This window comes from Pseudomonas frederiksbergensis (assembly GCF_001874645.1).
Classification (GTDB): Bacteria; Pseudomonadota; Gammaproteobacteria; order Pseudomonadales; family Pseudomonadaceae; genus Aquipseudomonas; species Aquipseudomonas frederiksbergensis_B.
This window is the reverse complement of the sequence record NZ_CP017886.1, coordinates 1,189,738-1,215,942: the sequence shown is the minus strand read 5'-3', so window position 1 is coordinate 1,215,942 and position 26,205 is coordinate 1,189,738. Positions and strand designations below refer to the sequence as shown.

The 26,205-nt window shown below is 59.2% G+C and carries 22 protein-coding genes; 11 read left to right on the top strand and 11 right to left on the bottom strand.

The window, feature by feature from the left end; translation table 11 throughout:
- From BLL42_RS06100 to gcl, 6 genes are all read right to left on the bottom strand, one after another.
- Entirely contained in the window at positions 1 to 921 is a 921-nt protein-coding gene (locus BLL42_RS06100; protein WP_071551241.1) for an urea transporter, read from the bottom strand.
- 155 nt (positions 922 to 1,076) lie between these two features.
- Positions 1,077 to 2,492 (bottom strand): pyruvate kinase, encoded by a 1,416-nt coding sequence (gene pyk / locus BLL42_RS06095; RefSeq protein WP_071551240.1) that lies wholly within the window; start codon positions 2,490 to 2,492, stop codon positions 1,077 to 1,079.
- Entirely contained in the window at positions 2,482 to 3,762 is a 1,281-nt protein-coding gene (locus BLL42_RS06090) for a glycerate kinase type-2 family protein (protein ID WP_071551239.1), read from the bottom strand. Before BLL42_RS06090 ends, pyk begins: the two co-directional genes overlap by 11 nt.
- A gap of 168 nt (positions 3,763 to 3,930) precedes the next feature.
- Positions 3,931 to 4,818 carry a 2-hydroxy-3-oxopropionate reductase gene (locus BLL42_RS06085; RefSeq protein WP_071551238.1) on the bottom strand — a complete coding sequence of 296 codons (888 nt, stop codon included), beginning with the start codon at positions 4,816 to 4,818 and terminating at the stop codon, positions 3,931 to 3,933.
- Between the two features lie 145 nt (positions 4,819 to 4,963).
- The gene (gene hyi / locus BLL42_RS06080; protein WP_071551237.1) at positions 4,964 to 5,746 is read right to left on the bottom strand and encodes a hydroxypyruvate isomerase; all 783 of its coding nucleotides are present in this window, start codon (positions 5,744 to 5,746) and stop codon (positions 4,964 to 4,966) included.
- Positions 5,747 to 5,891: 145 nt separating this feature from the next.
- Complete coding sequence (gene gcl, locus BLL42_RS06075) at positions 5,892 to 7,667, bottom strand: glyoxylate carboligase (protein WP_071551236.1); 1,776 nt, start codon at positions 7,665 to 7,667, stop codon at positions 5,892 to 5,894.
- Between the two features lie 268 nt (positions 7,668 to 7,935).
- On the opposite strand from gcl, the gene BLL42_RS06070 reads away from it, so the two are divergent.
- A complete protein-coding gene (locus BLL42_RS06070; protein WP_071551235.1) occupies positions 7,936 to 8,376 on the top strand; it encodes a GlcG/HbpS family heme-binding protein in 441 nt (146 codons plus the stop codon).
- Between the two features lie 73 nt (positions 8,377 to 8,449).
- Here the strand turns inward: BLL42_RS06070 and BLL42_RS06065 are convergent, their stop codons facing one another.
- The gene (locus BLL42_RS06065) at positions 8,450 to 9,058 is read right to left on the bottom strand and encodes a TetR/AcrR family transcriptional regulator (protein WP_071551234.1); all 609 of its coding nucleotides are present in this window, start codon (positions 9,056 to 9,058) and stop codon (positions 8,450 to 8,452) included.
- Between the two features lie 133 nt (positions 9,059 to 9,191).
- Here BLL42_RS06065 and BLL42_RS06060 point away from each other — a divergent pair, with 133 nt between their 5' ends.
- Positions 9,192 to 10,106 carry a DUF808 domain-containing protein gene (locus BLL42_RS06060; protein WP_071551233.1) on the top strand — a complete coding sequence of 305 codons (915 nt, stop codon included), beginning with the start codon at positions 9,192 to 9,194 and terminating at the stop codon, positions 10,104 to 10,106.
- Between the two features lie 140 nt (positions 10,107 to 10,246).
- Here the strand turns inward: BLL42_RS06060 and BLL42_RS06055 are convergent, their stop codons facing one another.
- The gene (locus BLL42_RS06055; RefSeq protein ID WP_071551232.1) at positions 10,247 to 11,038 is read right to left on the bottom strand and encodes an MlaA family lipoprotein; all 792 of its coding nucleotides are present in this window, start codon (positions 11,036 to 11,038) and stop codon (positions 10,247 to 10,249) included.
- Entirely contained in the window at positions 11,031 to 12,329 is a 1,299-nt protein-coding gene (gene mlaY / locus BLL42_RS06050) for a lipid asymmetry maintenance lipase MlaY (RefSeq protein WP_071551231.1), read from the bottom strand. The genes BLL42_RS06055 and mlaY overlap by 8 nt, the downstream gene beginning before the upstream one ends.
- A 223-nt stretch (positions 12,330 to 12,552) precedes the next feature.
- On the opposite strand from mlaY, the gene BLL42_RS06045 reads away from it, so the two are divergent.
- Complete coding sequence (locus BLL42_RS06045; protein WP_071551230.1) at positions 12,553 to 12,924, top strand: hypothetical protein; 372 nt, start codon at positions 12,553 to 12,555, stop codon at positions 12,922 to 12,924.
- 61 nt (positions 12,925 to 12,985) lie between these two features.
- Here the strand turns inward: BLL42_RS06045 and BLL42_RS06040 are convergent, their stop codons facing one another.
- Positions 12,986 to 14,581, bottom strand: a complete 1,596-nt coding sequence (locus BLL42_RS06040) for a glycoside hydrolase family 17 protein (RefSeq protein ID WP_071551229.1) — start codon at positions 14,579 to 14,581, stop codon at positions 12,986 to 12,988.
- A 288-nt stretch (positions 14,582 to 14,869) separates the two neighbouring features.
- On the opposite strand from BLL42_RS06040, the gene BLL42_RS06030 reads away from it, so the two are divergent.
- From BLL42_RS06030 to BLL42_RS06020, 3 genes are all read left to right on the top strand, one after another.
- Complete coding sequence (locus BLL42_RS06030) at positions 14,870 to 15,721, top strand: glycine betaine ABC transporter substrate-binding protein (RefSeq protein WP_071551228.1); 852 nt, start codon at positions 14,870 to 14,872, stop codon at positions 15,719 to 15,721.
- 227 nt (positions 15,722 to 15,948) lie between these two features.
- A complete protein-coding gene (locus BLL42_RS06025; RefSeq protein ID WP_071551227.1) occupies positions 15,949 to 16,260 on the top strand; it encodes a DUF485 domain-containing protein in 312 nt (103 codons plus the stop codon).
- Complete coding sequence (locus tag BLL42_RS06020; protein ID WP_071551226.1) at positions 16,257 to 17,915, top strand: cation acetate symporter; 1,659 nt, start codon at positions 16,257 to 16,259, stop codon at positions 17,913 to 17,915. The genes BLL42_RS06025 and BLL42_RS06020 overlap by 4 nt, the downstream gene beginning before the upstream one ends.
- A gap of 272 nt (positions 17,916 to 18,187) precedes the next feature.
- Here BLL42_RS06020 and gltA read toward each other — a convergent pair whose 3' ends face one another.
- On the bottom strand, positions 18,188 to 19,477 hold the full coding sequence (gene gltA, locus BLL42_RS06015) for a citrate synthase (protein WP_071551225.1): 1,290 nt from the start codon (positions 19,475 to 19,477) through the stop codon (positions 18,188 to 18,190).
- 363 nt (positions 19,478 to 19,840) lie between these two features.
- On the opposite strand from gltA, the gene sdhC reads away from it, so the two are divergent.
- From sdhC to BLL42_RS05990, 5 genes are all read left to right on the top strand, one after another.
- Positions 19,841 to 20,215, top strand: a complete 375-nt coding sequence (gene sdhC / locus BLL42_RS06010) for a succinate dehydrogenase, cytochrome b556 subunit (protein WP_019692324.1) — start codon at positions 19,841 to 19,843, stop codon at positions 20,213 to 20,215.
- Positions 20,209 to 20,577 carry a succinate dehydrogenase, hydrophobic membrane anchor protein gene (gene sdhD / locus BLL42_RS06005; protein WP_071551224.1) on the top strand — a complete coding sequence of 123 codons (369 nt, stop codon included), beginning with the start codon at positions 20,209 to 20,211 and terminating at the stop codon, positions 20,575 to 20,577. Before sdhC ends, sdhD begins: the two co-directional genes overlap by 7 nt.
- A gap of 3 nt (positions 20,578 to 20,580) precedes the next feature.
- Entirely contained in the window at positions 20,581 to 22,356 is a 1,776-nt protein-coding gene (gene sdhA / locus BLL42_RS06000; RefSeq protein ID WP_071551223.1) for a succinate dehydrogenase flavoprotein subunit, read from the top strand.
- 11 nt (positions 22,357 to 22,367) lie between these two features.
- The gene (locus BLL42_RS05995) at positions 22,368 to 23,072 is read left to right on the top strand and encodes a succinate dehydrogenase iron-sulfur subunit (protein ID WP_071551222.1); all 705 of its coding nucleotides are present in this window, start codon (positions 22,368 to 22,370) and stop codon (positions 23,070 to 23,072) included.
- Positions 23,073 to 23,334: 262 nt separating this feature from the next.
- Complete coding sequence (locus BLL42_RS05990) at positions 23,335 to 26,166, top strand: 2-oxoglutarate dehydrogenase E1 component (protein ID WP_071551221.1); 2,832 nt, start codon at positions 23,335 to 23,337, stop codon at positions 26,164 to 26,166.
- Positions 26,167 to 26,205 lie beyond the last annotated feature (39 nt).

Genomic DNA, 26,205 nt, shown 5'->3' with positions numbered 1-26,205 from the left:
TCAGCGCAGCCTAGGTTGATTCTCCGAGGTTTGGCAAGGCGTACTGTCTGTGGCCGCTTGGCGCAGCAGGCGAATCCCCGAACGCAGCAACCAGCAGGCGAGGATGAACGGCGCGGTCAAGGTCGCCAACCCCACGGCAGCGAAAGCCGGTGTGAGGAGGATCGCCAGCGCGATACCCAGCAATGGCAACCAGGGTTGGCGGCGTTGCTGGCTGAAGGCGAGGGCGGCGAGTGCCGGGTTGTAGCCATGCAGGCCGAGCAATGCACCGGAAGTCTCGTTCAGCCACAAGGCGCAGAGCAGACCCGCGCCGGAACCGGCCAGCGCCCAGAGAGCAGCGCGGCGGTTGGCAAGCAATAGCCCGGCGGCGATCAACACGCCGGCCAAGGGATGGTCGAGGAAGATGACTTGGCCCAGGCCTTTGAACTCGGCGCCGAGCAAGCTCAGGAAATCAAGTGCTGGCAGTGATACAGGTGTCGGCTGTGCAGGGTCGGCAAAGCTCAGCAGTATCCAGCCCAATCCCACGAAAGGTGCGGTGTAGGCGGGCAGAAAATGCTGGTCGCGAGCGCGCTTGAGCCATTGCTGGGTGACGATTGCACTCAGTCCGCCGCAGGCGAGGATCAGTGGCGGCAGTATGGCTGACCAACGAAATTGCAGGCTCAGTAACAGGCCAAGCAATACGCCGTTGTAGCTGAAGAGCCCGGCCTGGCGATCAGCCTTGGCGTAGCCGCGACGTTGTGCGGTGAGCAAACCGGCCACGCCGCCCAACAGGGCGCCGCCGAGCAACGTCGGAGCGGTAAACAGGATGGCCAGCAGGCACAGCAGACCGCACAAAGGATTGCGCTGGAGGAAAATCTGGCTGAAGCCGTTGAGCAGGGCGGTGGCCCAGTCGGGGCAGTGGGTGTTGAAGTGATGTGAGGGCATGGTGGTGTTTATTTGAATGAGCAGCAGGTGCCGGGACGACCGCTACGCGGCCGAACGCAGGCTGCGCCAGCTGCTACGAAATTACGGATGACGCCGCTCCCGTAGCAGCTGCCGAAGGCTGCGTTCGAGCGCGTAGCGCTCGCTGAATCGATGGGTTAGATCAACGTCTCTATACGTAACGAGTTAGTCGATCCCGGCTGACCGAAAGGCACGCCCGCGGTGATCAACAACGTGTCGCCGCGCTTGGCCATGCCTTGCGCCTGGGCGATTTCCAGTGCGGTGGAGCACACCTCGTCGACCTGTCGCAGACGGTCGTTGACCACCGAATGCACGCCCCACGCGACGCTCAAGCGCCGCGCTGTTTGCAGGTTCGGCGTCAGATTGAGGATCGGCACTGCTGGCCGCTCCCGCGCAGCACGCAAACTCGAGCTGCCGGACTCGCTGTAGTTCACCAACACCGCCACCGGCAGGATGTTGCTGATCCGGCGGATCGCACAGCTGATAGCGTCCGAGGTCGTGGCGCAAGCTTTGGGTCGGCTGACGTCCAGTTGTGCCTGGTAATCCGGACCGCTCTCGACCTGGCGGATGATCTTGCTCATCATCTGCACCGCTTCAAGCGGGTAATCGCCAGAGGCGGTTTCCGCCGACAGCATCACCGCGTCAGCACCTTCTGCTACAGCATTGGCGACGTCGGTCACCTCGGCACGCGTCGGCGCCGGAGAGAAGCGCATCGACTCGAGCATCTGGGTCGCTACCACCACCGGTTTGCCGAGCTGGCGGCAGGTGCTGATAATGTCTTTCTGGATCTGCGGCACGCTCTCGGCCGGTACTTCCACACCCAGATCGCCACGGGCAACCATGATCGCGTCGCTCAGTTCGGCGATTTCGCGCAGTTGTTCAACGGCCGACGGCTTTTCGATTTTCGCCATCAAAAAGGCTTTGTTGCCGATCAGTGCGCGCGCTTCACGAATGTCTTCAGGACGCTGCACAAACGACAGCGCGACCCAATCGACACCCAACTCCAGACCGAAACTCAGATCACGACGATCCTTGGCGGTCAGCGGGCTGAGGTCGAGCACCGCTTGCGGCACGTTGACGCCTTTACGGTCCGACAGCTCGCCGCCATTGAGCACCGTGGTGTCGATGGCATCGGCGTACTGGGTCACCACCCGCAAACGCAGTTTGCCGTCGTCCAGCAGCAGGTCCATGCCGGGTTCCAGCGCGGCGATGATTTCCGGGTGCGGCAGGTTGACCCGACGCTCATCACCCGGCGTGGCATCGAGGTCCAGGCGCAGGGCTTGACCGCGCACCAGTTGCACCTTGCCTTCGGCAAACTTGCCGACCCGCAGTTTCGGACCTTGCAGGTCCATCAGAATGCCGAGCGGGTAATTGAGTTGCCGCTCGACTTCGCGGATCCACTGGTAGCGCTGGGCGTGGTCGGCGTGATCGCCATGGCTGAAGTTCAGGCGAAAGATGTTCACCCCGGCTTCGACCAACTCGCGGATGTCATCAATGCCGTCGGTGGCGGGGCCGAGGGTGGCGAGGATTTTGACCTTTTTATCAGGCGTCATGTTCAGGGCTCTCGAGGATCAGGATGGCGCGGAAGTCGTTGACGTTGGTGCGCGTTGGCTCGGTGACGATCAACCCGTCGAGCGCCGCGAAATAGCCATAGCCATTGTTGTTGTCCAACTCATCGGGGGCGCTCAAACCCAGGGCGGTGGCGCGGGCATAGCTGTCCGGGGTCATGATTGCGCCGGCGTTGTCTTCGGAGCCGTCGATGCCGTCGGTATCACCGGCCAGTGCGTAGACGCCGGGCAGGCCTTTGAGGCTGTCGGTCAGGCTCAGCAGGAATTCGGCGTTGCGTCCGCCACGGCCATTGCCGCGCACGGTGACGGTGGTTTCACCGCCAGAAAGAATCACGCAGGGCGCCGCCAGCGGCTGACCGTGCAGCACCACTTGGCGCGCGATGCCGGCGTGGACTTTCGCCACTTCGCGGGATTCGCCTTCCAGATCGCCGAGAATCAACGGGCTGAAGCCGGCCTGACGGGCTTTTACTGCGGCCGCTTCCAGGGATTGCTGCGGGCGGGCGATCAGTTGGAAATGGCTGCGGGCGAGGCTCGGATCACCGGGTTTTACCGTCTCCGATTCAGGACTTTGCAACCAGCTGCGCACCGACGCCGGAACCTCGATGGCGTAACGTTTGAGAATGTCCAGGGCTTGTGCCGAGGTGCTCGGATCGGCCACGGTCGGGCCGGAAGCGATCACGGTCGCGAGGTCGCCCGGGACATCGGAAATCGCGTAGGTGTAAACAGTGGCTGGCCAGCAGGCTTTGCCCAGACGGCCGCCCTTGATCGCCGAGAGGTGCTTGCGCACGCAGTTCATCTCGCCAATGGTAGCGCCGGATTTGAGCAGGGCTTTGTTGATCGCCTGTTTGTCGGCCAGGGTAATGCCGGCGGCTGGCAGAGCGAGCAAAGCCGAACCGCCGCCCGACAGCAGGAAGATCACGCGATCGTTTTCGCTCAGGTGGCTGACCAGTTCCAACACCCGTTTGGCCACGGCCAGACCTGCCGCATCAGGCACCGGGTGGGCGGCTTCGACCACTTCGATTTTTTCGCAAGGAGCGCCGTGACCGTAGCGGGTGACCACCAGGCCAGAGACTTCACCCTGCCAGCAGCGCTCGACCACCTGGGCCATGGCCGCGGCGGCTTTGCCGGCACCAATGACGATCACTCGACCACTGCGATCTTTGGGTAAATGGGCTTCGAGGACATGCTGCGGATGGGCCGCGTCGATGGCTGTGGCAAACAGCTCGCGCAGGATTTGTTGCGGATCGACCGACATGGCGGGCTCCCGGATTTCTTGTTATTAGGTGATCGCAGATCTCGGCAGCTCCTGGGCAAATCGGGTATCACCTCGAATGAGTGAGCCCGGCTTCGTAGGCGCTGGCGAAGCCTGCGATCTTTTTACAGATGCACTTCAAGATCAAAAGATCGCAGCCTGCGGCAGCTCCTACTTGCGAATCGAGAAGTTCGCCATGTGTTCCAGACCCTTGATCAGCGCCGAGTGGTCCCAGTTGCTGCCACCGATGGCCGCGCAGGTGCTGAACACTTGCTGGGTGCTCGCGGTGTTGGGCAGGTTGATGCCCAGTTCGCGAGCGCCGGCCAGGGCCAGGTTGAGATCCTTCTGGTGCAGGCTGATGCGGAAGCCTGGATCGAAGGTGCCTTTGATCATGCGCTCACCGTGCACTTCGAGAATCTTCGACGAGGCGAAACCGCCCATCAGCGCTTCACGCACCTTGGCTGGATCGGCACCGTTCTTCGAGGCGAACAGCAGGGCTTCGGCAACGGCCTGGATGTTCAGCGCAACGATGATCTGGTTCGCCACTTTCGCGGTTTGACCGTCGCCATTGCCGCCGACCAGAGTGATGTTCTTGCCCATGCTCTGGAACAGCGGCAGTGCGCGTTCGAACGCATCGCTGTCGCCACCGACCATGATGCTCAGGGTCGCGGCTTTAGCGCCAACTTCACCACCGGACACCGGGGCGTCGAGGTATTGCGCGCCTTTCTCGTTGATCTTCGCCGCGAAGGCTTTGGTCGCGGTCGGCGAGATCGAGCTCATGTCGATGACCACTTTGCCTTTGCCAACACCGGCGGCGACGCCGTCGGCACGGAACAGCACGTCGTCGACCTGTGGGGTATCCGGCACCATGACAATGATGAATTCGGCTTCCTGAGCGACTTCTTTCGGGCTCGCCAGAGCGACCGCGCCGGCGGCGACCAGGTCAGCCGGAGCGGGGTCGTGGTGCGCCGACAGGAACAGACTGTGACCGGCTTTCTGCAGGTTCAACGCCATTGGGTGGCCCATGATGCCGGTGCCGATAAATCCGATTTTAGCCATGAGAAAATCCTCTTGTTTTTATTGCAGCTCGTGTAGGAGCTGCCGAAGGCTGCGATCTTTTGACTTTTTAAAAAGCCGAAGATCAAAAGATCGTCCGAACGCGGCCCGAGCCTTCGCCAGCTCCTACAGTGATGTCAGTGTTCGATCAGATTGCGTTATGCGTCTTCAACCAACCCAAACCCGCTTCAGTGGTGGTCAGCGGTTTGTATTCACAGCCGACCCAGCCCTGGTAACCGATGCGGTCCAGGTGTTCGAACAGGAAGCGGTAGTTGATTTCACCAGTGCCCGGCTCATTGCGGCCCGGGTTGTCGGCCAGTTGAATGTGGTTGATCTCGTCCAGGTGCGTGGTCATGGTGCGGGCCAGGTCGCCCTCCATGATTTGCATGTGGTAAATGTCGTATTGCAGGAACAGGTTGGCACTGCCCACGTGTTCGCGAATCGATAGCGCCTGAGCGGTGTTGTTCAGGTAGAAGCCCGGGATGTCGCGGGTGTTGATGGCTTCCATCACCAGTTTGATGCCCACCGCTTGCAGCTTGTCGGCGGCGTATTTGAGGTTGGCGACGAAGGTCTTTTCAACGATGGCATCGTCTACGCCTTGTGGGCGGACACCGGCCAGGCAGTTGACTTGGGTGTTGCCCAGAACCTGTGCATAAGCGATCGCCAGATCGACCCCGGCGCGGAACTCTTCCACCCGATCCGGATGGCAGGCGATCCCGCGTTCACCCTTGGCCCAGTCACCGGCCGGCAGGTTGAACAGCACTTGGGTCAGACCGTTCGCATCAAGTTGTGCCTTGATGTCGGCGGAGCTGAAATCGTACGGGAACAGGTATTCGACACCACTGAAGCCGGCTTTGGCGGCCGCTTCAAAGCGGGCAAGAAAATCCTGCTCGGTAAACAGCATGGACAGGTTGGCTGCGAAACGCGGCATGGTGGTCTCCTGTAAAAAATATGTGCCTGTAGCAGCTGCCGAGGCACGAGGCTGCGTTGGGCTGCGAAGCGGCCCCCGACGGCGGTCCTGCGGACACGCAACGCAGCCTCGTGCCTCGGCAGCTGCTACAGGTGACAAGTCATTCTTAATCCAGCAACGAAATCGCCGTGGGGGCGTCGCTGCCGACCAGCGCCAGGTCTTCGAATTCGTTGACCGCGTTGATCTCGGTGCCCATGGAAATGTTGGTCACGCGTTCCAGGATAATCTCGACGATCACTGGAACCTTGAATTCCTCGATCAGCTCTTCGGCCTTGCGCAGGGCAGGGGCGATGTCCTTTGGCTCGAACACGCGCAGTGCCTTGCAACCCAGGCCCTCGGCCACTGCGACGTGGTCAACCCCGTAACCGTTGAGCTCTGGTGCGTTGAGGTTGTCGAAGGACAGCTGCACGCAGTAGTCCATGTCGAAACCGCGCTGCGCCTGACGGATCAGACCCAGGTACGAGTTGTTCACCACGACGTGGATGTACGGCAGTTTGAACTGCGCGCCCACCGCCAACTCTTCGATCATGAACTGGAAGTCGTAGTCGCCCGAGAGTGCCACAACCTTGCGGTTCGGGTCAGCCTTGACCACGCCCAGCGCTGCCGGAATGGTCCAGCCCAGAGGGCCTGCCTGACCGCAGTTGATCCAGTGACGCGGTTTGTAGACGTGCAGGAACTGCGCGCCGGCAATCTGCGACAGACCGATGGTGCTGACGTAGCAGGTGTCTTTGCCGAACACCTGGTTCATCTCTTCATACACGCGCTGCGGCTTGACCGGCACATTGTCGAAGTGAGTCTTGCGGTGCAGGCTGGCTTTGCGCTGCTGGCAGTCTTGCAGCCAGGCGCTGCGGTCCTTCAGTTTGCCGGCGGCTTTCCACTCGCGGGCGACTTCGATGAACATTTTCAGTGCCAGACCGGCGTCGGAAACGATGCCCTGATCCGGGGTGAACACACGGCCGATCTGGGTCGGCTCGATGTCGACGTGAATGAATTTGCGGCCTTCGGTGTACACCTCAACCGAACCGGTGTGACGGTTGGCCCAGCGGTTACCCACGCCCAGCACCACGTCGGATTTGAGCATCGTCGCATTGCCGTAACGGTGCGAAGTCTGCAAGCCGACCATGCCGACCATCAGCGGGTGATCGTCCGGAATCGTGCCCCAGCCCATCAGCGTCGGGATAACCGGGATGCCGGTCAGCTCGGCGAATTCCACCAGCAGGTCGCTGGCATCGGCGTTGATGATGCCGCCGCCAGCCACCAGCAATGGGCGTTCAGCCTGATCGAGCATGGCCAGGGCTTTCTCGACTTGCTTGCGGGTGGCCGCTGGTTTGGCCAGTGGCAGAGGTTCGTAAGCGTCGATGTCAAACTCGATTTCGGCCATCTGCACGTCGAACGGCAGGTCGATCAGCACCGGGCCCGGACGGCCGGAGCGCATTTCATAGAAGGCTTTCTGGAACGCGTAAGGCACTTGGCCCGGTTCCAGAACGGTGGTCGCCCATTTGGTCACCGGCTTGACGATGCTGGTGATGTCGACCGCCTGGAAGTCTTCCTTGTGCATACGGGCGCGGGGAGCTTGCCCGGTGATGCAAAGAATCGGGATCGAGTCAGCCGAGGCGCTGTAGAGCCCGGTGACCATGTCGGTGCCGGCAGGGCCGGAGGTGCCGATGCACACGCCGATGTTGCCAGCCTTGGTGCGGGTGTAACCCTCGGCCATGTGCGAGGCGCCTTCTACGTGGCGAGCGAGGACGTGATCGATGCCGCCGACCTTTTGCAGGGCGGAGTACAGCGGGTTGATTGCAGCGCCCGGAATGCCAAAAGCGGTATCAACCCCTTCACGGCGCATCACCAGAACGGCGGCTTCGATTGCTCTCATTTTGCTCATGGTTTTGTGCCTCTTTACGTTTTGTAATTGTATACAAGTGTCTTTGCGCAGAGTGTATTCACGGCGGACGGCGCAGGTCAATCCATTTTCTCAAGCGGCTGTTTCATTCGTCGGAGAGCCATAAACGCTGTGGCGTTTCGTCGCACGAGCTGCTTTTCGAGAATTATTGTATACAAAAAAATAACTCATTGTGTTCTATTTGTTGCGTCGGGCTTCTCAACAAAAAGAATCCCAAAGGCTTTCCCATAACAAGATAAGGACGGCACCCATGAGCGCTTTAACCTTGAAAGTCGCAGTCAGCCTGACCGGTCAGGCCATCGCCTTCGGGCGCAAGATCGCCGCGGCACCGCTGACCATTGCAGTACTTGATGCGGGCGGGCATTTGTTGAGCTTGCAGCGTGAAGACGGCGCGAGCCTGCTTCGTCCACAGATCGCCATCGGTAAGGCCTGGGGCGCGATTGCGCTGGGCAAGGGCTCACGGCTATTGGCACTGGACGCGCAACAGCGCCCGGCGTTTATCGCCGCGTTGAACAGCCTGGGGCAGGGCAGCGTGGTGCCCGCGCCGGGCGGGGTGCTGATTCGTGATCAGGAGGGGGGCGTGCTGGGGGCCATCGGCATCAGCGGCGACACCTCGGACATCGATGAACAATGCGCGATCAGCGCAATCGAGGCGCTGGGATTGCGGGCGGATGCGGGTGCGACGGCTTAATCACGATTAAAAGATCGCCGCCTGCGGCAGCTCCTACAAATAAGCGCGTTCGACGTAGGAGCCTGCGATCTTTTTATCGATCTGGCTCGCAGCCCTTGAGTACCAGGCGAATGATGGTCTGCGCGGCCGCTTCGTAGTCGCTTTCATCCAGTTTGGCCTTGCCGGTGACGGCGGAGATCTGCCAGTCGAAGTCGGCGTAGGTCTGGGTGGCGGCCCAGATGCTGAACATCAGGTGGTTGGGGTCGATCGGGGCGATCTGGCCGCGATCGATCCAGGTCTGGATGCAGTCGATGTTGTGCTTGGCCTGGGCGTTGAGCTGTTCGACCAGGTCGGCGCTCAGGTGCGGCGCACCGTGCATGATCTCGCTGGCAAACACCTTTGACGCGAACGGCAGGTCACGGGAGATGCGAATCTTCGAGCGGATGTAGCCGCTGAGCACTTCGCTCGGCACGCCATCGGCGTTGAACGGCGTCGAGGCCTGGAGAATCGGCTCGATGATGCTTTCCAGGACCTCACGGTAAAGGTTTTCCTTGGATTTGAAGTAGTAATAGACGTTGGGCTTGGGCAACCCCGCCTTGGCCGCGATGTCACTGGTTTTGGTCGCGGCGAAGCCTTTGTCGGCAAACTCTTCACTGGCAGCACGCAGGATCAGTTCTTTATTGCGTTCGCGGATAGTGCTCATAAACCAGGTGATTCCTTGCCTGTGCTGGCGGTTGCGCATGGTAGCACCGGCCTCGCGCGGCGCTCAAGAATGCCCTTAAGCGGCGCGGCACGTTATGCTGCGCACCCTTTATTCCCGAAGGAAACCATGATTCATGGCCGGAAGCAGTTTGCTGGTGTTGATCGACGATATCGCCGCCGTACTCGACGACGTCGCGCTGATGACCAAGATGGCCGCTAAGAAGACCGCCGGCGTGCTCGGCGACGACTTGGCGCTCAACGCCCAGCAGGTATCCGGTGTGCGTGCCGAACGGGAAATTCCGGTGGTCTGGGCCGTAGCCAAGGGCTCGTTTCGCAACAAGCTGATCCTGGTGCCGTCGGCGCTGGCCATCAGTGCTTTCATTCCTTGGCTGGTCACACCCTTGTTGATGGTCGGTGGCGCTTATTTGTGTTTCGAAGGCTTCGAAAAACTCGCCCACACGTTCCTCCACAGCAAGGCTGAAGATCAGGCGGAACACGCGCAGTGGGTCGAAGCCGTAGCTGATCCGGCGACGGATCTGGTGGCGTACGAGCAGGACAAGATCAAAGGTGCGGTGCGCACCGACTTCATCCTTTCGGCTGAAATCATCGCCATTACCCTTGGCACCGTGGCCGGCGCAACGCTGATGCAGCAGGTGATCGTGGTGTCGGGCATCGCTATCGTCATGACCATCGGCGTTTATGGTCTGGTGGCGGGCATCGTCAAGCTCGACGACCTTGGTCTGTGGCTGACACGCAAGCCTGGGCAAATGGTCAAAAACATCGGCGGCGCGATCCTGCGTGCCGCGCCGTACATGATGAAAAGCCTTTCGGTGATCGGCACGGCGGCGATGTTTCTGGTCGGCGGCGGGATCCTGACCCACGGCGTGCCAGCGGTGCATCACTGGATCGAAGGCGTCAGTCAGAGCCTCGGCGGTTTCTCATGGATCGTGTCGAGCTTGCTCAACGCGGCAGCGGGGATAGTTGCGGGGGCTGTGGTGTTGGCTGGGGTGATGGCGGCAAGCAAAATCTGGCGGGCTGTAAAAGGCTGAAAAGATCGCAGCCTGCGGCAGCTCCAGATGTACGCCGATCTCCTGTAGGAACTGCCGCAGGCTGCGATCCTTTGATCTGCTTCTATATAAAAAAGGCCATTCGATCTGCATCGAATGGCCTTTTTTGTTGGCTGAATGCCTTACTCGGCAATCTGCAGCTTGCGCGCTTCGGTGTACACGTAACGCACTTTCTCGTACTCGAACGGCGAGTTCAGCTGGCCGTAGCGGAAGTTGGTCTGGTAGCGCTTGTCGATGCCGCGCAGGACCCAGATTTCCGGGTGGTTTGCGCTGACTTTCGAGACGTTCAGGTAGTTGATCGCCGACTCAGCCGAATAGTCGACCGCAAGACCGGCGGTATCACGCAGGTTTGATGGGCCGAGGATTGGCAGCATCAGGTAGGCACCACCCGGAACCCCGTAGAAGCCCAGCGTCTGGCCGAAGTCTTCGCTCTGGCGCGGCAGGCCCATGGCGGTGGCCGGGTCCCACAGACCGCCGATGCCGAGGGTGGTGTTGAGCAGCAGTCGCCCGGTGATGTCCAGCGAACGCTGGCCCTTGAACTGCAGCAAGCTGTTCACCAGGTTGGGCACGTCACCCAGGTTGTTGAAGAAGTTGCTGACACCGGTGCGCAGGAAGCTGGGGGTGATATAGCGATACCCGTCAACAACCGGCAAGGCCACCCATTGGTCGAAGCGGTAGTTGAAGTGGTAGACCCGACGGTTCCACGACTCCAGCGGGTCATAGACGTTCAACGCACTCAGGGTCGAGCGTTCGAATTCGCGCTGGTCCAGCCCCGGGTTGAACTTGAGTTTGGTCATCGGCTCGGTGAAGCCGTCCTGATCAACCACGGTCGTGGTGTTGGCCTTGCTGTTGTCGGCATTGGCATAGCCGCCTGCGCTGAGCAGTGCAGCGAGAAGAAGGAGGTGTTTAGCCACGGAAGAACTCCAGCATGGCGTCGGCGTTGACGCGGTAGTTGAGGTTGCCGCAATGGCCGCCGTGAGGGTAAACCGTCAGGCGATCGCCGAAGGTTTTACGCAAAAAGCCGAGGTCGCCCGGGCCGAGGATCACATCGTCGGCATTGTGCATCACGGCAATTTTCGGACTGTCGTGCAGGTAGTCCTTGAGCGCGTAGAGGCTGACCTGGTCAATCAACTGCAAGATGCTGCCGCCGTCGGTACGGGCGCGCCACATCGGGATCACCTGCTCGGTGAGGTAGCAGTCGAAATCACATTGCAGTGCACGTTTGAGGAATGGCGTGAGGCTGGTGCCTTCGGTGATCGGAAACTTGGGCGGGGTGATCAGGCCGCGTCGGTTGATCAGGTCCGAGGTGAAGGCGATGTCGGCCGCCGAAAAGCGGAACGAAGTGCCGATCAGCATGGCCATCTGTTCGTTGGTCAGGTGCTGTTTTGATTGCTGTAAGTCGTAGACCAGCGCGTCGTTGAGGTCGATGTAGCCTTTCTGCTGGAAGTAGCGCGTCAGCTTGTTGAGCACCAGTTCATAGAACGTGGTGCTGTTGTTGATGCCCTTGACCTCGGTTTGTACTAGCTTGTCGAGGTTGGTGATGGAGGTGTAGAGGTTGACCGGAGGGTTGAGCAGCAAGACTTTCTTGAAGTTGAAGCTGCGTCGGGTTTCATCCAGCTTGCTGACAAACGCCGCATCCAGTCCGCCCAGGCTGTAGCCAGTGAGGTAGTAGTCGGTGATCGGCAGCCTCGGGTTTTGCGCGCGAACGGCTTGCATCACGCGGTACATGTCCTCGGCATCTTCCTGGGACACGCCTGGAGTGGCGAAGCGCGACGCGGCGCTCATGAAGTCGAAACTGGTCGGCGAGGACAGTTGAACGACGTGATAACCGGCCTTGTAATAGAGCTTTTTCAGGTATTCGTTAATGCTGCTGTCGAAGCGTGCGCCAGTGCCGGCGATCAGGAAAATCAGCGGTGCAGCGTGATCCTGTGTGGCCATGCGATAGGTGAGCTTTTTCACTGCCCAGAAATTGTCCGGCAGGTTGAAGTCGCGCTCCGGGCGCAGCGTCAGGGTGTAATCCGATTGGTGGATCGCGTCATCGGATGGCAACTCGGGACGCAACTCCGGCGGGGTCGTGGCAAGGGTCGCCTCGAACGGGTTGGTCAAGGGGTAGCCATAACTGACGGCGTCGATGTCTGCCGCCAGTGCGGACGCACTCAAAATAAGGCCGCCTATCAAGGCAGCAAAGCGCAAGGAACGGAGCATGACTAAATCCCTGAGAGGAAGGTGCCTGATGAGGTTCGCAGGCTATGACCGCTGGTGTTGCGCCAAAGTGCCATGCGACGGTACCCAAGAGGCTGAATTCGGACCAATAGTGGCGTGACGATACACTTTGCAGCGATTGCCTGAACAGTTTTCTGATGGTCTTGCTTGCTTACCGCTGGCGGGCGATTAAGCTGGGCGCCGTTTTCGTTTATCGGAGTGCTCCATGTCTCGCCGTCTGCCCGTCATTATTTTGCTTATCGCCTTGCCGCTGTGGCTGGCCGCCAACTATGGCCTGCGTTATGTCCTGATGGAGGATGCCCAGTGGGTCGGTCTCTGCGTCGATGAGGCGAGCCGTTGGGAATGCCAGGCGCGTTCGACCCTGGGCTTGATGATTCACTTCAAGGTGATGGGCTGGGCTGCATGGGCGGCGGCGGTGCTGGGCTTTGTAGTGCCGGGCCGGGCCGGCTGGTGGCTGGCGGTGCTGGCGCTGGTGTTCGGGTTTCCGGCATTGGCGTTGTACAACACCGGCATTGCGGTATTTGCCGTGGTGATCGCGGGGTTGCGGTTGGTGCGTGCACAACGTACAGAGGCTTGAGCTTTATCGAGCGTGTCTAAAAAAGGGATGACCTGAGTCATCCCTTTTTTGTGTCTGGCGATCAGCCCTTGCGCACCCGCAAGCTACGCCACAGCGCGGCAACCATCAGCAGGCAAACCAGCGCCCAGCCCCAGGCTTGCTGGTTGAACAGGCCTTCGCGGTACAGTTGCGGGGCAATGCTGGCGCCGATGATGAAGGCCAGCAGTGCGATCTCCCGGCGCGGTGCCCTGACCGGGCGAATCAGGTAGACCAGCGCTGGCAGCAGCAGGGCGGCGCTTGGGAAGCTGCGATAGCGTGGTTCAAACACCAGCGCCAGCATCATCACCCCGGCAGCGAACCCGGAAGCGGCCAACAACCAGCCGGCACGACGCTCCAGCGCATTGAAGGCGCGTTCACGCCAACCGGTTCTGGTGCTGAGGAACAACGCCGCGTGGGCCAGTACCAAAAAGTTCAGACCGCTCAGTAACGCGGCCCAGATCCACTCATCGGCAAAGCGGCTGGTGACACGAGCCAGTTCACCCCAGGTGCCAATCGAGCACGCAGCGACCGCGCCCAGCAGTGGCAGCATCAACGCCGCGCGGGTGCTGCGTACACGGCCGCCCAGCATCAGCGTACCGAGGAATATCAGGCCACCGACTGCCAGCCATTGTGGCCAGAACGGCACGTTGGTAACCGGACCTGCCAGCACGCCCTTGTCCTGACGGTCTGCATCGAACAACCCCCAGTAGCCGCCTACCGCACCTTCACTGGCGCGTTTCCAGGGTTGGTCAAAGGCTTCGATCAGGTTGTAATGCCAGCCTTGCTGCTCGGCCATCGCCACAAAGCCACGAATGAATTTGGCTTCGTTGACCCGGCTCGGTACGGCGGTTTCCCGTTGACGACCTTCACTCGGCCAGCCGGTTTCGCCAATCATCACGTCCTTGGGGGCGAAGCGACTGCCGAAGATCTGCCGAACCTCGGCGACGTGCTGGAGAGCGGCGTCGATGTTGGACGGATCATCTTCCCAGTACGGCAGCAAGTGGATGGTCAGGAAGTCCACCGCCGGGGCGACTTCAGGGTGCTTGAGCCAGAACTCCCAGACGTCGGCGTAGGTGACCGGCTGTTTGACATGACTCTTGACGTGGTTGATCAGCTTGGCCAATTGTGCGCCGGTCACTTCCTTGCGCAGCAGGGTTTCGTTGCCGACGATCACTGCGCTGACCACGTCCGGGTTGGCGTTGGCTTCGGCGATCAGCAGTTCGACTTCCTTGGCGGTGTCCACCGGATTGCTGTTGACCCAGGCGCCGATCATCAGCTTCAGGCCATGTTTGCGCGCCAGCTCCGGCAGCGCTTCCAGGCCGGTCATCGAATAGGTGCGAATGCACTCGAAGCGGGTTGCCAGCAACGCGAGGTCGGCGTCCATGCGTTCAGGGCGCAGTTTGAACGGTTGATCGAATGGCGATTGGTCCTTATCGAACGGTGTGTACGAGGCGCACTGCAATTTGTGCGTGGCGCTGGCCACGTCCGGCAGCACCACCGGTTGACCGAGCCCGTACCAGTAACCACCAAGGGCAAACAGGCCAAGCAGGCAGGCAAATAGATAAGCGAAGAAAGGGAAGCGCGAGGTGGCGGGCATGGTCAGGCCGTCTGGGAACAAAGCCGCGCATCTTACCTGCATTTGCCCGGTGCTTGGTGACCTGCATAATTTTGACATGCAAAGTTCGGGCGGGAATCGCAGAGGCATTTTTGCGGGACGCGATTACTGGCGTTCTGATGTCGTTTCTCGATGCCTTGAGGTCGCAGTCAGAGCAGGTCGCCTTGGGCGCGAGGTTGATTATCGAGGCATCAGTACTCCGCTGATGTTCGAACGAGTTTGCGGTGAGGCGTGATGGGGGCGCTGTGCACCATAACAATACGTTGACGCTGCTCGGCATCCGTCGGGCGCAGCACTTTCGGGGAAGTAACGATGAAGATGCGACGACTCTTGGGCGCAGGTGCCGCTTTGGTGCTGGCGATCAGTTCTGCTGTGGCCAGTGCTGAAGGCAAGGCTGTGACGATTGGTTATGTCGACGGCTGGTCGGACAGCGTCGCCACAACCAACGTGGCTGCTGAAGTGATCAAGCAAAAGCTCGGTTACGACGTGAAGTTGCAAGCCGTGGCCACCGGGATCATGTGGCAGGGTGTGGCCACCGGCAAACTCGATGCGATGCTGTCAGCCTGGCTGCCAGTGACCCATGGCGAATACTGGGCGAAGAACAAGGATCAGGTCGTCGATTACGGCCCGAACTTCAAGGATGCGAAAATCGGCTTGATCGTGCCGGAGTACGTCAAGGCCAAGACCATTGACGATCTTAAAACCGACGATAGCTTCAAAGGTCGTATCGTCGGTATCGACGCCGGTTCAGGCGTGATGCTCAAGACCGATCAGGCGATCAAGGACTACGGTTTGAGCAACTACACCCTCAAGGCCAGTTCCGGTGCCGGCATGATTGCCGAGCTGACCCGTGCCGAGAAGAAAAACGAATCCATCGCTGTCACCGGTTGGGTGCCGCACTGGATGTTCGCCAAGTGGAAACTGCGCTTCCTGGACGACCCGAAAGGTGTTTATGGCGCGGCTGAAACCGTGAACAGCATCGGTAGCAAAGAACTGGCAACCAAAGCGCCAGAAGTCGCGAAGTTCCTGAAGAACTTCCAGTGGAAGTCGAAAGACGAAATTGGCGAAGTCATGTTGGCCATCCAGGATGGTGCAAAACCTGAAGTGGCCGCCAAGGACTGGGTGGTCAAACACCCGGAACGCGTCGCCGAGTGGACCCAGTAATTTGATCTAACGCGTCTAGTCAGTGCTTTCCAGGGCCGCTTGGCATTGATGCCAAGCGGCCCTTTGTGTTTCAGGCAGGTTAACGGCGTATTACCGTTATTTTTTTATCGGCTCAAAATTGGCGAAATGGTCATGTCGTTCTAATACTAAGGTCGTCTGGAACCTGTTCTGCAGCCGCATAGAGTGGATACGTTCCAACTAAAATCTGTGCTGCGAGGATAAAAACAATGAACGACAGCATTTACCTCTCGATTCAAAACAGCCCGCGCTTCAAGGAGCTGGTTCGTAAAAGGGAACGATTCGCCTGGATTCTTTCGGCGATCATGCTTGGGCTGTACGCAGGATTCATTCTTCTGATTGCTTACGGGCCGCATGTTCTAGGGGCGAAGATCAGCCCTGAGTCATCGATTACCTGGGGAATACCGATCGGTGTGGGGCTGATTGTGTCGGCCTTCGTCCTGACGGCCATCTACGTACGACGCGCCAACGGCGAATTCGACGACCTGAACAATGCGATTCTCAAGGAGGCTCAGCAATGATCCGGCGTCTATTGGCAGCTTTAGGCATTGCCGCCTTCGCACCGGCCGTTTGGGCGGCCGAGGCGCTCACCGGCGAAGTGCACAAACAACCGCTCAACGTTTCGGCGATCCTGATGTTCGTGGTGTTCGTCGGCGCAACGCTGTGCATCACTTACTGGGCCTCCAAGCGCAACAAGTCGGCAGCCGACTACTACGCGGCGGGTGGCCGGATCACCGGTTTGCAAAACGGTCTGGCGATTGCCGGTGACTACATGTCGGCGGCGTCCTTCCTGGGGATTTCCGCGCTGGTGTTTGCGTCAGGCTACGATGGCCTGATCTACTCGATCGGCTTCCTGGTGGGCTGGCCGATCATTCTGTTCCTGATCGCCGAGCGTCTGCGTAACCTGGGTAAGTACACGTTTGCCGACGTGGCGTCCTACCGCCTCGGGCAAACCCAGATCCGCACGCTGTCGGCCTGCGGTTCGCTGGTGGTGGTGGCCTTCTACCTGATCGCGCAAATGGTCGGTGCCGGCAAGCTGATTCAGCTGCTGTTCGGTCTTGATTACCATGTTGCGGTGATTCTGGTGGGGATCCTGATGTGCCTCTATGTGTTGTTCGGCGGCATGCTGGCGACCACCTGGGTGCAGATCATCAAGGCTGTGCTGTTGTTATCCGGTGCGTCGTTCATGGCGCTGATGGTGATGAAGCACGTCAACTTCGATTTCAACACGCTGTTCTCCGAAGCGATCAAGGTTCACCCTAAAGGTGAAGCGATCATGAGTCCGGGCGGTCTGGTGAAAGACCCGGTCTCGGCATTTTCCCTGGGCTTGGCGTTGATGTTCGGCACCGCTGGCTTGCCGCATATCCTGATGCGTTTCTTCACCGTGAGTGATGCTAAAGAAGCCCGTAAAAGTGTGTTGTACGCCACAGGCTTCATTGGCTATTTCTATATCCTGACGTTCATCATCGGCTTCGGCGCAATCTTGCTGGTCAGCACTAACCCGGCCTTCAAGGACGCTACAGGCGCGCTGTTGGGCGGCAACAACATGGCGGCGGTGCACCTGGCCAACGCGGTGGGCGGCAGTATCTTCCTCGGCTTCATCTCGGCGGTGGCCTTCGCCACCATTCTGGCAGTGGTTGCCGGTTTGACCCTGGCCGGGGCCACGGCGGTGTCTCACGACCTGTACGCCAGTGTGATCAAGAAGGGCAAGGCTAACGAGAAGGATGAGATCCGTGTTTCGAAGATCACCACCATCGCCTTGGGCGTGTTGGCGATTGTTCTGGGCATCCTGTTCGAAAGCCAGAACATCGCGTTCATGGTGGGTCTGGCGTTTTCAATCGCTGCCAGCTGCAATTTCCCGGTACTGCTGCTTTCCATGTACTGGAAGAAGCTGACGACTCGCGGTGCGATGGTTGGCGGCTGGATGGGGCTGGTCAGTGCGGTGGGCCTGATGGTGCTGGGGCCAACCATTTGGGTGCAGATCATGGGGCACGAGAAGGCGATCTTCCCGTATGAGTACCCGGCGCTGTTCTCGATGGCCATTGCCTTTGTCGGGATCTGGTTCTTCTCCGTCACTGACAAGTCTGCTGCGGCTGACAATGAGCGGGCGCTGTTCTTCCCGCAATTCGTTCGCTCGCAGACGGGGTTGGGGGCGAGTGGGGCGGTGTCGCACTAACGTATAGGGTTGTATAAGCGTCTATATATAAGCTGCGTTAAATAGAAGTGCCCCGGTCGAGAGATCGGGGCATTTTTGTTTGTCTGTATCAAAGGCAAGATCAAAGGATCGCAGCCTGCGGCAGCTCCTACCCCGATCGTATTCCCTGCAGGAGCTGCCGTAGGCTGCGATCTTTTGATCTACAGAACTGCACAAACAAAAACGGCCTCTGCTCTTGTACAGGAGGCAGAGGCCGTTTCCGGTGCAGCTAAGACGTTATCGCAAGACGGGTCTTATTTGCGGTCTTCCAGTTTGGTGATGTCACGCGACTCGTAGCCGGTGTACAGCTGGCGCGGACGGCCAATCTTGTACGGGCTGGAGAGCATTTCTTTCCAGTGGGAGATCCAGCCGACGGTCCGCGCCAGGGCGAAGATCACGGTGAACATGCTGGTTGGAATGCCGATCGCCTTGAGGATGATCCCCGAGTAGAAGTCGACGTTCGGGTACAGCGAGCGTTCGATGAAGTACGGGTCGGTCAGGGCGATCTCTTCCAGGCGCATGGCCAGTTCGAGTTGCGGATCGTTCTGGATGCCCAGTTCCTTGAGCACTTCGTCGCAGGTCTTTTTCATGACGGTAGCGCGTGGGTCGCGGTTTTTGTAAACCCGGTGACCGAAGCCCATCAGTTTGAACGGATCGTTCTTGTCCTTGGCCTTGGCGATGAACTTGTCGATGTTCGAGACATCGCCAATTTCGTCGAGCATGGTCAGCACTGCTTCGTTGGCGCCGCCGTGAGCCGGGCCCCAGAGTGCAGCGATACCGGCAGCGATACAGGCGAACGGGTTGGCACCCGACGAGCCTGCCAGGCGTACGGTGGAGGTCGATGCGTTCTGCTCGTGGTCGGCATGGAGGATGAAGATCCGGTCCATGGCCTTGGCGAGTACCGGGCTGATCGGTTTGATCTCGCACGGGGTGTTGAACATCATGTGCAGGAAGTTTTCCGCGTACGACAGGTCGTTGCGCGGGTACATCATGGGTTGACCCATGGAGTACTTGTAAACCATCGCTGCCAGGGTTGGCATCTTGGCAACCAGGCGGATCGCGGAGATTTCGCGATGCTGCGGGTTATTGATGTCCAGGGAGTCGTGGTAGAAGGCCGAAAGGGCGCCGACTACACCGCACATGACGGCCATTGGGTGGGCGTCGCGACGGAAACCGTTGAAGAAGGTCTTCAGCTGTTCATGAACCATGGTGTGATTCTTGACGGTGCTGACGAACTGGGCCTTTTGCTCTGCAGTCGGCAGTTCGCCGTTGAGCAGCAAGTAGCAGGTTTCCAGGTAGTCCGATTGCTCGGCGAGTTGCTCGATCGGGTAGCCGCGGTGAAGCAGAATGCCGTTGTCGCCGTCGATATAGGTAATCTTCGACTCGCAAGAGGCGGTCGACATGAAACCCGGGTCAAAAGTGAAACGGCCCGTGGCCGTCAGGCCCCGTACGTCGATTACATCGGGACCAACGGTGCCGGTTAAAATGGGCAGCTCGACGGGGGCTGCGCCCTCGATGATCAACTGCGCTTTTTTGTCAGCCATGTGGCCTCCTATTTATGCTTGAAATCATCAGACAGACCCCCCACGCAGGGCCCGCACCACTATAGTGAGATAAATTCGAATGTCAATTTGCCTAAAGTCTTGCTCCAGAAGGCTTTAACCGGACTTTTTCCTCGAAATTACCTGCCGTTTACGCCTTTTATTCCGCTTGTGCAATGAGCTATTAGGGGAAGGTGAACGCGTTGTCATTAGTAGCCTAACTGTCTATACTCGGCCACCGACCGCCAGGGGCTTTTGGGCCTGCTTTATTGGGGGTCGCATCCCTGGGTAGTGGTTACCTGACCAGTGCACTCCCCAACAACTTTGCCCTGATTGTTAGGGGCTCTTCAGTGTGAAAAAAAAGCCGTGAAAAGCCAACGACCTGTAAACCTAGACCTAAGGACCATCAAACTCCCCATCACCGGCGTTACGTCGTTTCTTCACCGTGTTTCCGGCATCATCCTCTTCCTGGGCCTTGGCATCATGCTGTATGCATTGAGCAAATCCCTGGGTTCCGAGGAAGGTTTTGCCGAGGTGAAGGCATGCTTGACCAGTCCGCTGGCCAAGTTCGTAGCATGGGGCCTGCTGTCCGCCTTGCTGTATCACATGGTGGCCGGTGTGCGCCATCTGATCATGGACATGGGCATCGGTGAAACGCTGGAAGGCGGCAAGCTGGGCTCGAAAATCGTCATCGCCGTTTCCGTGGTGATGATCGTTCTGGCGGGAGTTTGGATATGGTAACCAGCGTTACGAACCTATCGCGTTCGGGCCTCTATGACTGGATGGCGCAGCGTGTGTCTGCGGTCGTTCTCGCGGCTTATTTCATTTTCCTGATCGGATATCTCGTTGCGAACCCTGGCCTTGGCTACGCCCAATGGCACTTGCTGTTCTCCCACAACGGGATGCGTATCTTCAGTCTACTGGCCCTGGTTGCCCTTGGCGCTCACGCCTGGGTCGGCATGTGGACCATCGCGACCGACTACCTGACGCCAATGGCGCTGGGCAAGTCCGCGACTGCAGTACGTTTCCTTTTCCAGGCGGTATGCGGCGTTGCGATGTTCGCTTACTTCGTCTGGGGTGTGCAGATTCTCTGGGGTATCTGATTCATGTCTAACTCAGTAAATACGCTTTCGTTCGACGCCATCATCATTGGCGGCGGCGGTGCTGGCATGCGCGCTGCGCTGCAACTGGCACAAGGCGGTCACAAGACTGCCGTTATCACCAAGGTTTTCCCGACTCGCTCGCACACCGTATCCGCACAGGGTGGCATCACCTGCGCCATCGCGTCCGCTGATCCGAACGATGACTGGCGCTGGCACATGTACGATACCGTCAAGGGTTCCGATTACATCGGTGACCAGGACGCTATCGAATACATGTGTTCCGTAGGTCCGGAAGCGGTCTTCGAACTCGAGCACATGGGCTTGCCGTTCTCCCGTACCGAACAGGGTCGCATCTACCAGCGTCCGTTCGGCGGTCAGTCGAAAGACTTCGGTAAAGGTGGCCAGGCTGCCCGTACCTGCGCTGCCGCCGACCGTACCGGTCACGCGCTGCTGCACACCCTGTACCAGGCCAACCTGAAGGCCGGCACCGTATTCCTCAACGAATACTACGGCGTCGACCTGGTGAAGAACGAAGATGGTGCCTTTGTCGGCATGATCGTGATCTGCATCGAAACCGGCGAAACCTCCTACATTCGCGCTAACGCCACCGTATTGGCGACCGGCGGTGCAGGTCGTATCTACTCGTCCACCACCAATGCCCTGATCAACACCGGTGACGGCGTCGGCATGGCGCTGCGTGCTGGCGTGCCGGTACAAGACATCGAAATGTGGCAGTTCCACCCGACCGGCATTGCCGGCGCCGGTGTATTGGTTACCGAAGGCTGCCGCGGTGAAGGCGGTTACCTGATCAACAAGCACGGCGAGCGTTTCATGGAGCGTTATGCTCCGAACGCCAAAGACCTTGCCGGTCGTGACGTTGTTGCTCGTTCGATGGTTAAGGAAATCATCGCCGGCAACGGTTGTGGTCCGGATGGCGACCACGTAATGCTGAAACTCGATCACCTCGGTGAAGAAGTTCTGCACAGCCGCCTGCCAGGCATCATGGAACTGTCCAAGACCTTCGCTCACGTCGATCCAGCCGTAGCGCCGATCCCGGTTGTTCCAACTTGCCACTATATGATGGGCGGCGTTGCCACCAACATTCATGGCCAGGCAATCACTCAGGACGCCGACGGCGTTGACCAGATCATCCCTGGTCTGTTCGCGGTCGGTGAAGTGGCGTGCGTATCGGTTCACGGTGCCAACCGTCTGGGCGGCAACTCGCTGCTCGACCTGGTGGTATTCGGTCGTGCCGCTGGCCTGTTCCTGGAGCAGACCCTGAAAGAAGGTGTTGACTACACCCGCGCTCGCCAGTCCGACATCGACGCAGCCCTGGCTCGTCTCGATGGCCTGAACTCGCGTACCGAAGGCGAAGACGTCGCTACCTTGCGTAAAGAGCTGCAAAGCTGCATGCAGAACTACTTCGGTGTATTCCGTACCGGCGAATACATGCAGAAGGGTATTGCTCAACTGGCTGATCTGCGTGGCCGTATCGCCAACGTCAAGATCAACGATAAGAGCCAGGCGTTCAACACCGCTCGTATCGAAGCGCTGGAACTGCAAAACCTGCTGGAAGTGGCCGAAGCTACTGCCATTGCTGCAGAAATCCGCAAAGAGTCCCGCGGCGCTCACGCCCGTGAAGACTACGAAGACCGCGACGACGAAAACTGGCTGTGCCACACCCTGTACTTCCCGGGTGACAAGCGCGTTACCAAGCGTGCCGTGAACTTCTCGCCGAAGACTGTTCCGACTTTTGAACCTAAGATTCGGACTTACTAAGGGTGGCCGATATGTTGCAAGTCAGTGTTTATCGCTACAACCCTGATCAGGACGCAGCGCCGTTCATGCAGGAATTCCAGGTCGATACCGGTGGTAAAGACCTGATGGTGCTGGACGTGCTGGCCCTGATCAAAGAGCAGGACGAAGGTTTCTCCTATCGTCGCTCTTGCCGTGAAGGCGTCTGCGGTTCCGACGGCATGAACATCAACGGCAAAAACGGTCTGGCCTGCGTCACGCCGCTGTCTGCTGTCGTCAAAGGTAACAAGTTGATCGTTCGTCCTCTGCCAGGTTTGCCGGTTATCCGTGACCTGGTCGTCGATATGAGCATCTTCTACAAGCAATACGAGAAGGTTAAGCCTTTCCTGCAGAACGACACGCCGGCTCCGGCCATCGAGCGTCTGCAGTCCCCTGAAGAGCGTGAAAAGCTCGACGGTCTGTACGAGTGCATCCTGTGCGCTTGCTGCTCGACCTCTTGCCCGTCCTTCTGGTGGAACCCGGACAAGTTCCTGGGTCCAGCTGCTCTGCTGCAAGCCTACCGCTTCCTGGCAGACAGCCGCGACACCAAGACTTCCGAGCGTCTGGCTTCGCTGGATGACCCGTTCAGCGTATTCCGCTGCCGCGGGATCATGAACTGCGTCAACGTATGTCCGAAAGGCCTGAACCCGACTAAGGCGATCGGTCACATACGTAACATGCTGCTGCAAAGCGGCGTGTGATTCAGCTGTTGTACCCGTAGGACTGCTGTACCCGTAGAGGCTAAGGCGCGGGCTTCAACCCGCGTCGTAGCTATAGCCAGAGTGGCAGCCCATAAGGCTGCGGCTCTTATTTTGAAGAAATGAGACAAGCAGGGGCATCCGGGCTGGTACCCGGACTATCAGCGTGATCCTAAGTGGCTTGTTTTGGTCGCTGCACTCGGACTTCTGCAAGCTTGCTCGGTGTCTTCGCCGATGGTGTTCCCCTAACCGAGGGTGACCAAGCATGCAAGAAAGCGTGATGCAGCGCATGTGGAACAGCGGCTATCTTTCAGGTGGTAACGCTGCCTATGTGGAAGAGCTTTATGAGCTCTACCTGCACGACCCTAACGCTGTGCCAGAAGAGTGGCGCACCAAATTTCAGACGTTGCCCGCTGACGGCAACGCTGCCACCGATGTATCGCACTCGACGATTCGCGATCATTTCGTGCTGCTGGCAAAGAACCAGCGCCGCGCCCAGCCGGTTTCCGCCGGCAGCGTGAGCAGTGAGCACGAGAAGAAGCAAGTTGAAGTACTGCGACTGATCCAGGCCTACCGTATGCGTGGCCACCAGGCAGCCCAGCTTGACCCGCTGGGGCTGTGGCAGCGTCCTGCACCTGCAGACCTGTCGATCAATCATTACGGCTTGACCAATGCCGATCTTGATACGACCTTCCGTGCCGGCGACCTGTTCATCGGCAAAGAGGAAGCGAGCCTACGCGAAATTCACGAAGCGTTGCAGCAGACATATTGCCGCACCATCGGCGCTGAATTTACGCACATCGTCGATTCCGAGCAGCGCCACTGGTTCCAGCAGCGTCTGGAAGGCGTGCGTGGCCGTCCGGTGTATTCGGCCGATATCAAGAGCCATCTGCTTGAGCGCGTCACCGCAGGCGAAGGCCTGGAAAAATACCTGGGTACCAAATACCCGGGCACCAAGCGTTTCGGCCTGGAAGGCGGCGAGAGCCTGATTCCGATGCTCGACGAGCTGATCCAGCGCTCCGGTTCCTACGGCACCAAGGAAATCGTCATCGGCATGGCCCACCGTGGCCGTCTGAACGTGCTGGTCAACACCTTCGGCAAGAACCCGCGCGAGCTGTTCGACGAGTTCGAAGGCAAGAAGAAGGTAGAGCTGGGTTCCGGTGACGTTAAATACCACCAGGGCTTCTCCTCCAACGTGATGACCGCAGGCGGCGAAGTCCACCTGGCCATGGCATTCAACCCGTCCCACCTGGAAATCGTTTCGCCAGTGGTCGAGGGTTCGGTGCGTGCCCGTCAGGATCGTCGTAACGATCCGACCGGTGAGAAGGTCCTGCCGATTTCCATCCACGGTGACGCGGCATTCGCCGGTCAGGGCGTGGTCATGGAAACCTTCCAGATGTCGCAGACCCGTGGCTTCCGGACCGGCGGTACGGTTCACATCGTGATCAACAACCAGGTTGGCTTCACCATCAGCAACCCGGAAGATTCGCGCTCCACCGAGTACGCCACCGACGTTGCGAAAATGATTCAGGCGCCGATCCTCCATGTGAATGGTGATGATCCGGAAGCCGTATTGTTCGTGACCCAGCTGGCCATCGACTATCGCATGCAGTTCAAGCGCGACGTAGTGATCGACCTGGTCTGCTACCGTCGTCGCGGCCACAACGAAGCGGACGAGCCAAGCGGCACCCAGCCTCTGATGTATCAGCAGATCACCAAGCAGCGCACCACTCGTGAGCTGTATGCCGATCGTCTGACCCAGAGCGGTGTGCTTGACGTTGCACGTGTTCAGGCGAAAGTCGACGAATACCGCAACGCGCTGGACAACGGTCTGCACGTAGTGAAAAGCCTGGTCAAGGAACCGAACAAAGAACTGTTCGTCGACTGGCGTCCGTACCTGGGCCACGCCTGGACTGCGCGTCACGACACCACGTTCGATCTCAAGACCCTGCAAGAGCTGTCCGCCAAGCTGCTGGAAATCCCGGAAGGTTTCGTGGTTCAGCGCCAGGTTGCGAAGATCTACGAAGACCGTCAGAAAATGCAAGCCGGCGGCCTGCCGATCAACTGGGGTTACGCCGAAACCATGGCGTACGCGACCCTGGCGTTCGAAGGTCACCCGATTCGCATGACCGGCCAGGACATCGGCCGCGGTACGTTCTCGCACCGTCATGCGGTATTGCACAACCAGAAAGACGCGGGCACCTACATCCCGTTGCAACACCTGTACGAAGGCCAGCCACGTTTCGACCTGTACGATTCGTTCCTGTCCGAAGAAGCCGTACTGGCGTTCGAATACGGCTACTCCACCACCACGCCTGAGGCACTGGTGATCTGGGAAGCCCAGTTCGGCGACTTCGCCAACGGTGCCCAGGTGGTTATCGACCAGTTCATCACCAGCGGTGAGCACAAGTGGGGCCGTCTGTGCGGTCTGACCATGTTGCTGCCTCACGGTTATGAAGGTCAGGGGCCGGAGCACTCCTCGGCTCGTCTGGAGCGTTACCTGCAGCTGTGCGCCGAGCACAACATTCAGGTGTGCATGCCGACTACGCCGGCCCAGATCTACCACTTGCTGCGTCGCCAGGTGATTCGTCCTCTGCGCAAACCACTGGTAGTCCTGACTCCGAAGTCGCTGTTGCGTCACAAACTGGCCATCTCGACCCTGGAAGATCTGGCCGAAGGTTCGTTCCAGACCGTTATTCCGGAAATCGATGCGCATGATCCGAAAAAGGTCACTCGTCTCGTGCTGTGTAGCGGCAAGGTCTATTACGACCTGCTGGAAAAACGCCGTGCCGAAGGTCGTGACGACATCGCCATCGTGCGTCTTGAGCAGCTGTACCCATTCCCTGAGGACGACTTGATTGAAGTCCTGGCTCCTTATTCCAACCTCAAACACATCGTTTGGTGCCAGGAAGAGCCGATGAACCAGGGTGCCTGGTACTGCAGCCAACACCACATGCGTCGCATCATCAGCGGTCACAACAAATCTCTCGTACTTGAGTACGCGGGCCGTGACGCTTCTGCTGCACCTGCTTGTGGTTATGCATCGATGCACGCCGAGCAGCAGGAAAAACTGCTGCAAGACGCCTTTACTGTTTAACGCCTTCGCGCACCTGAAACCGAATTTAAGGAACCACAG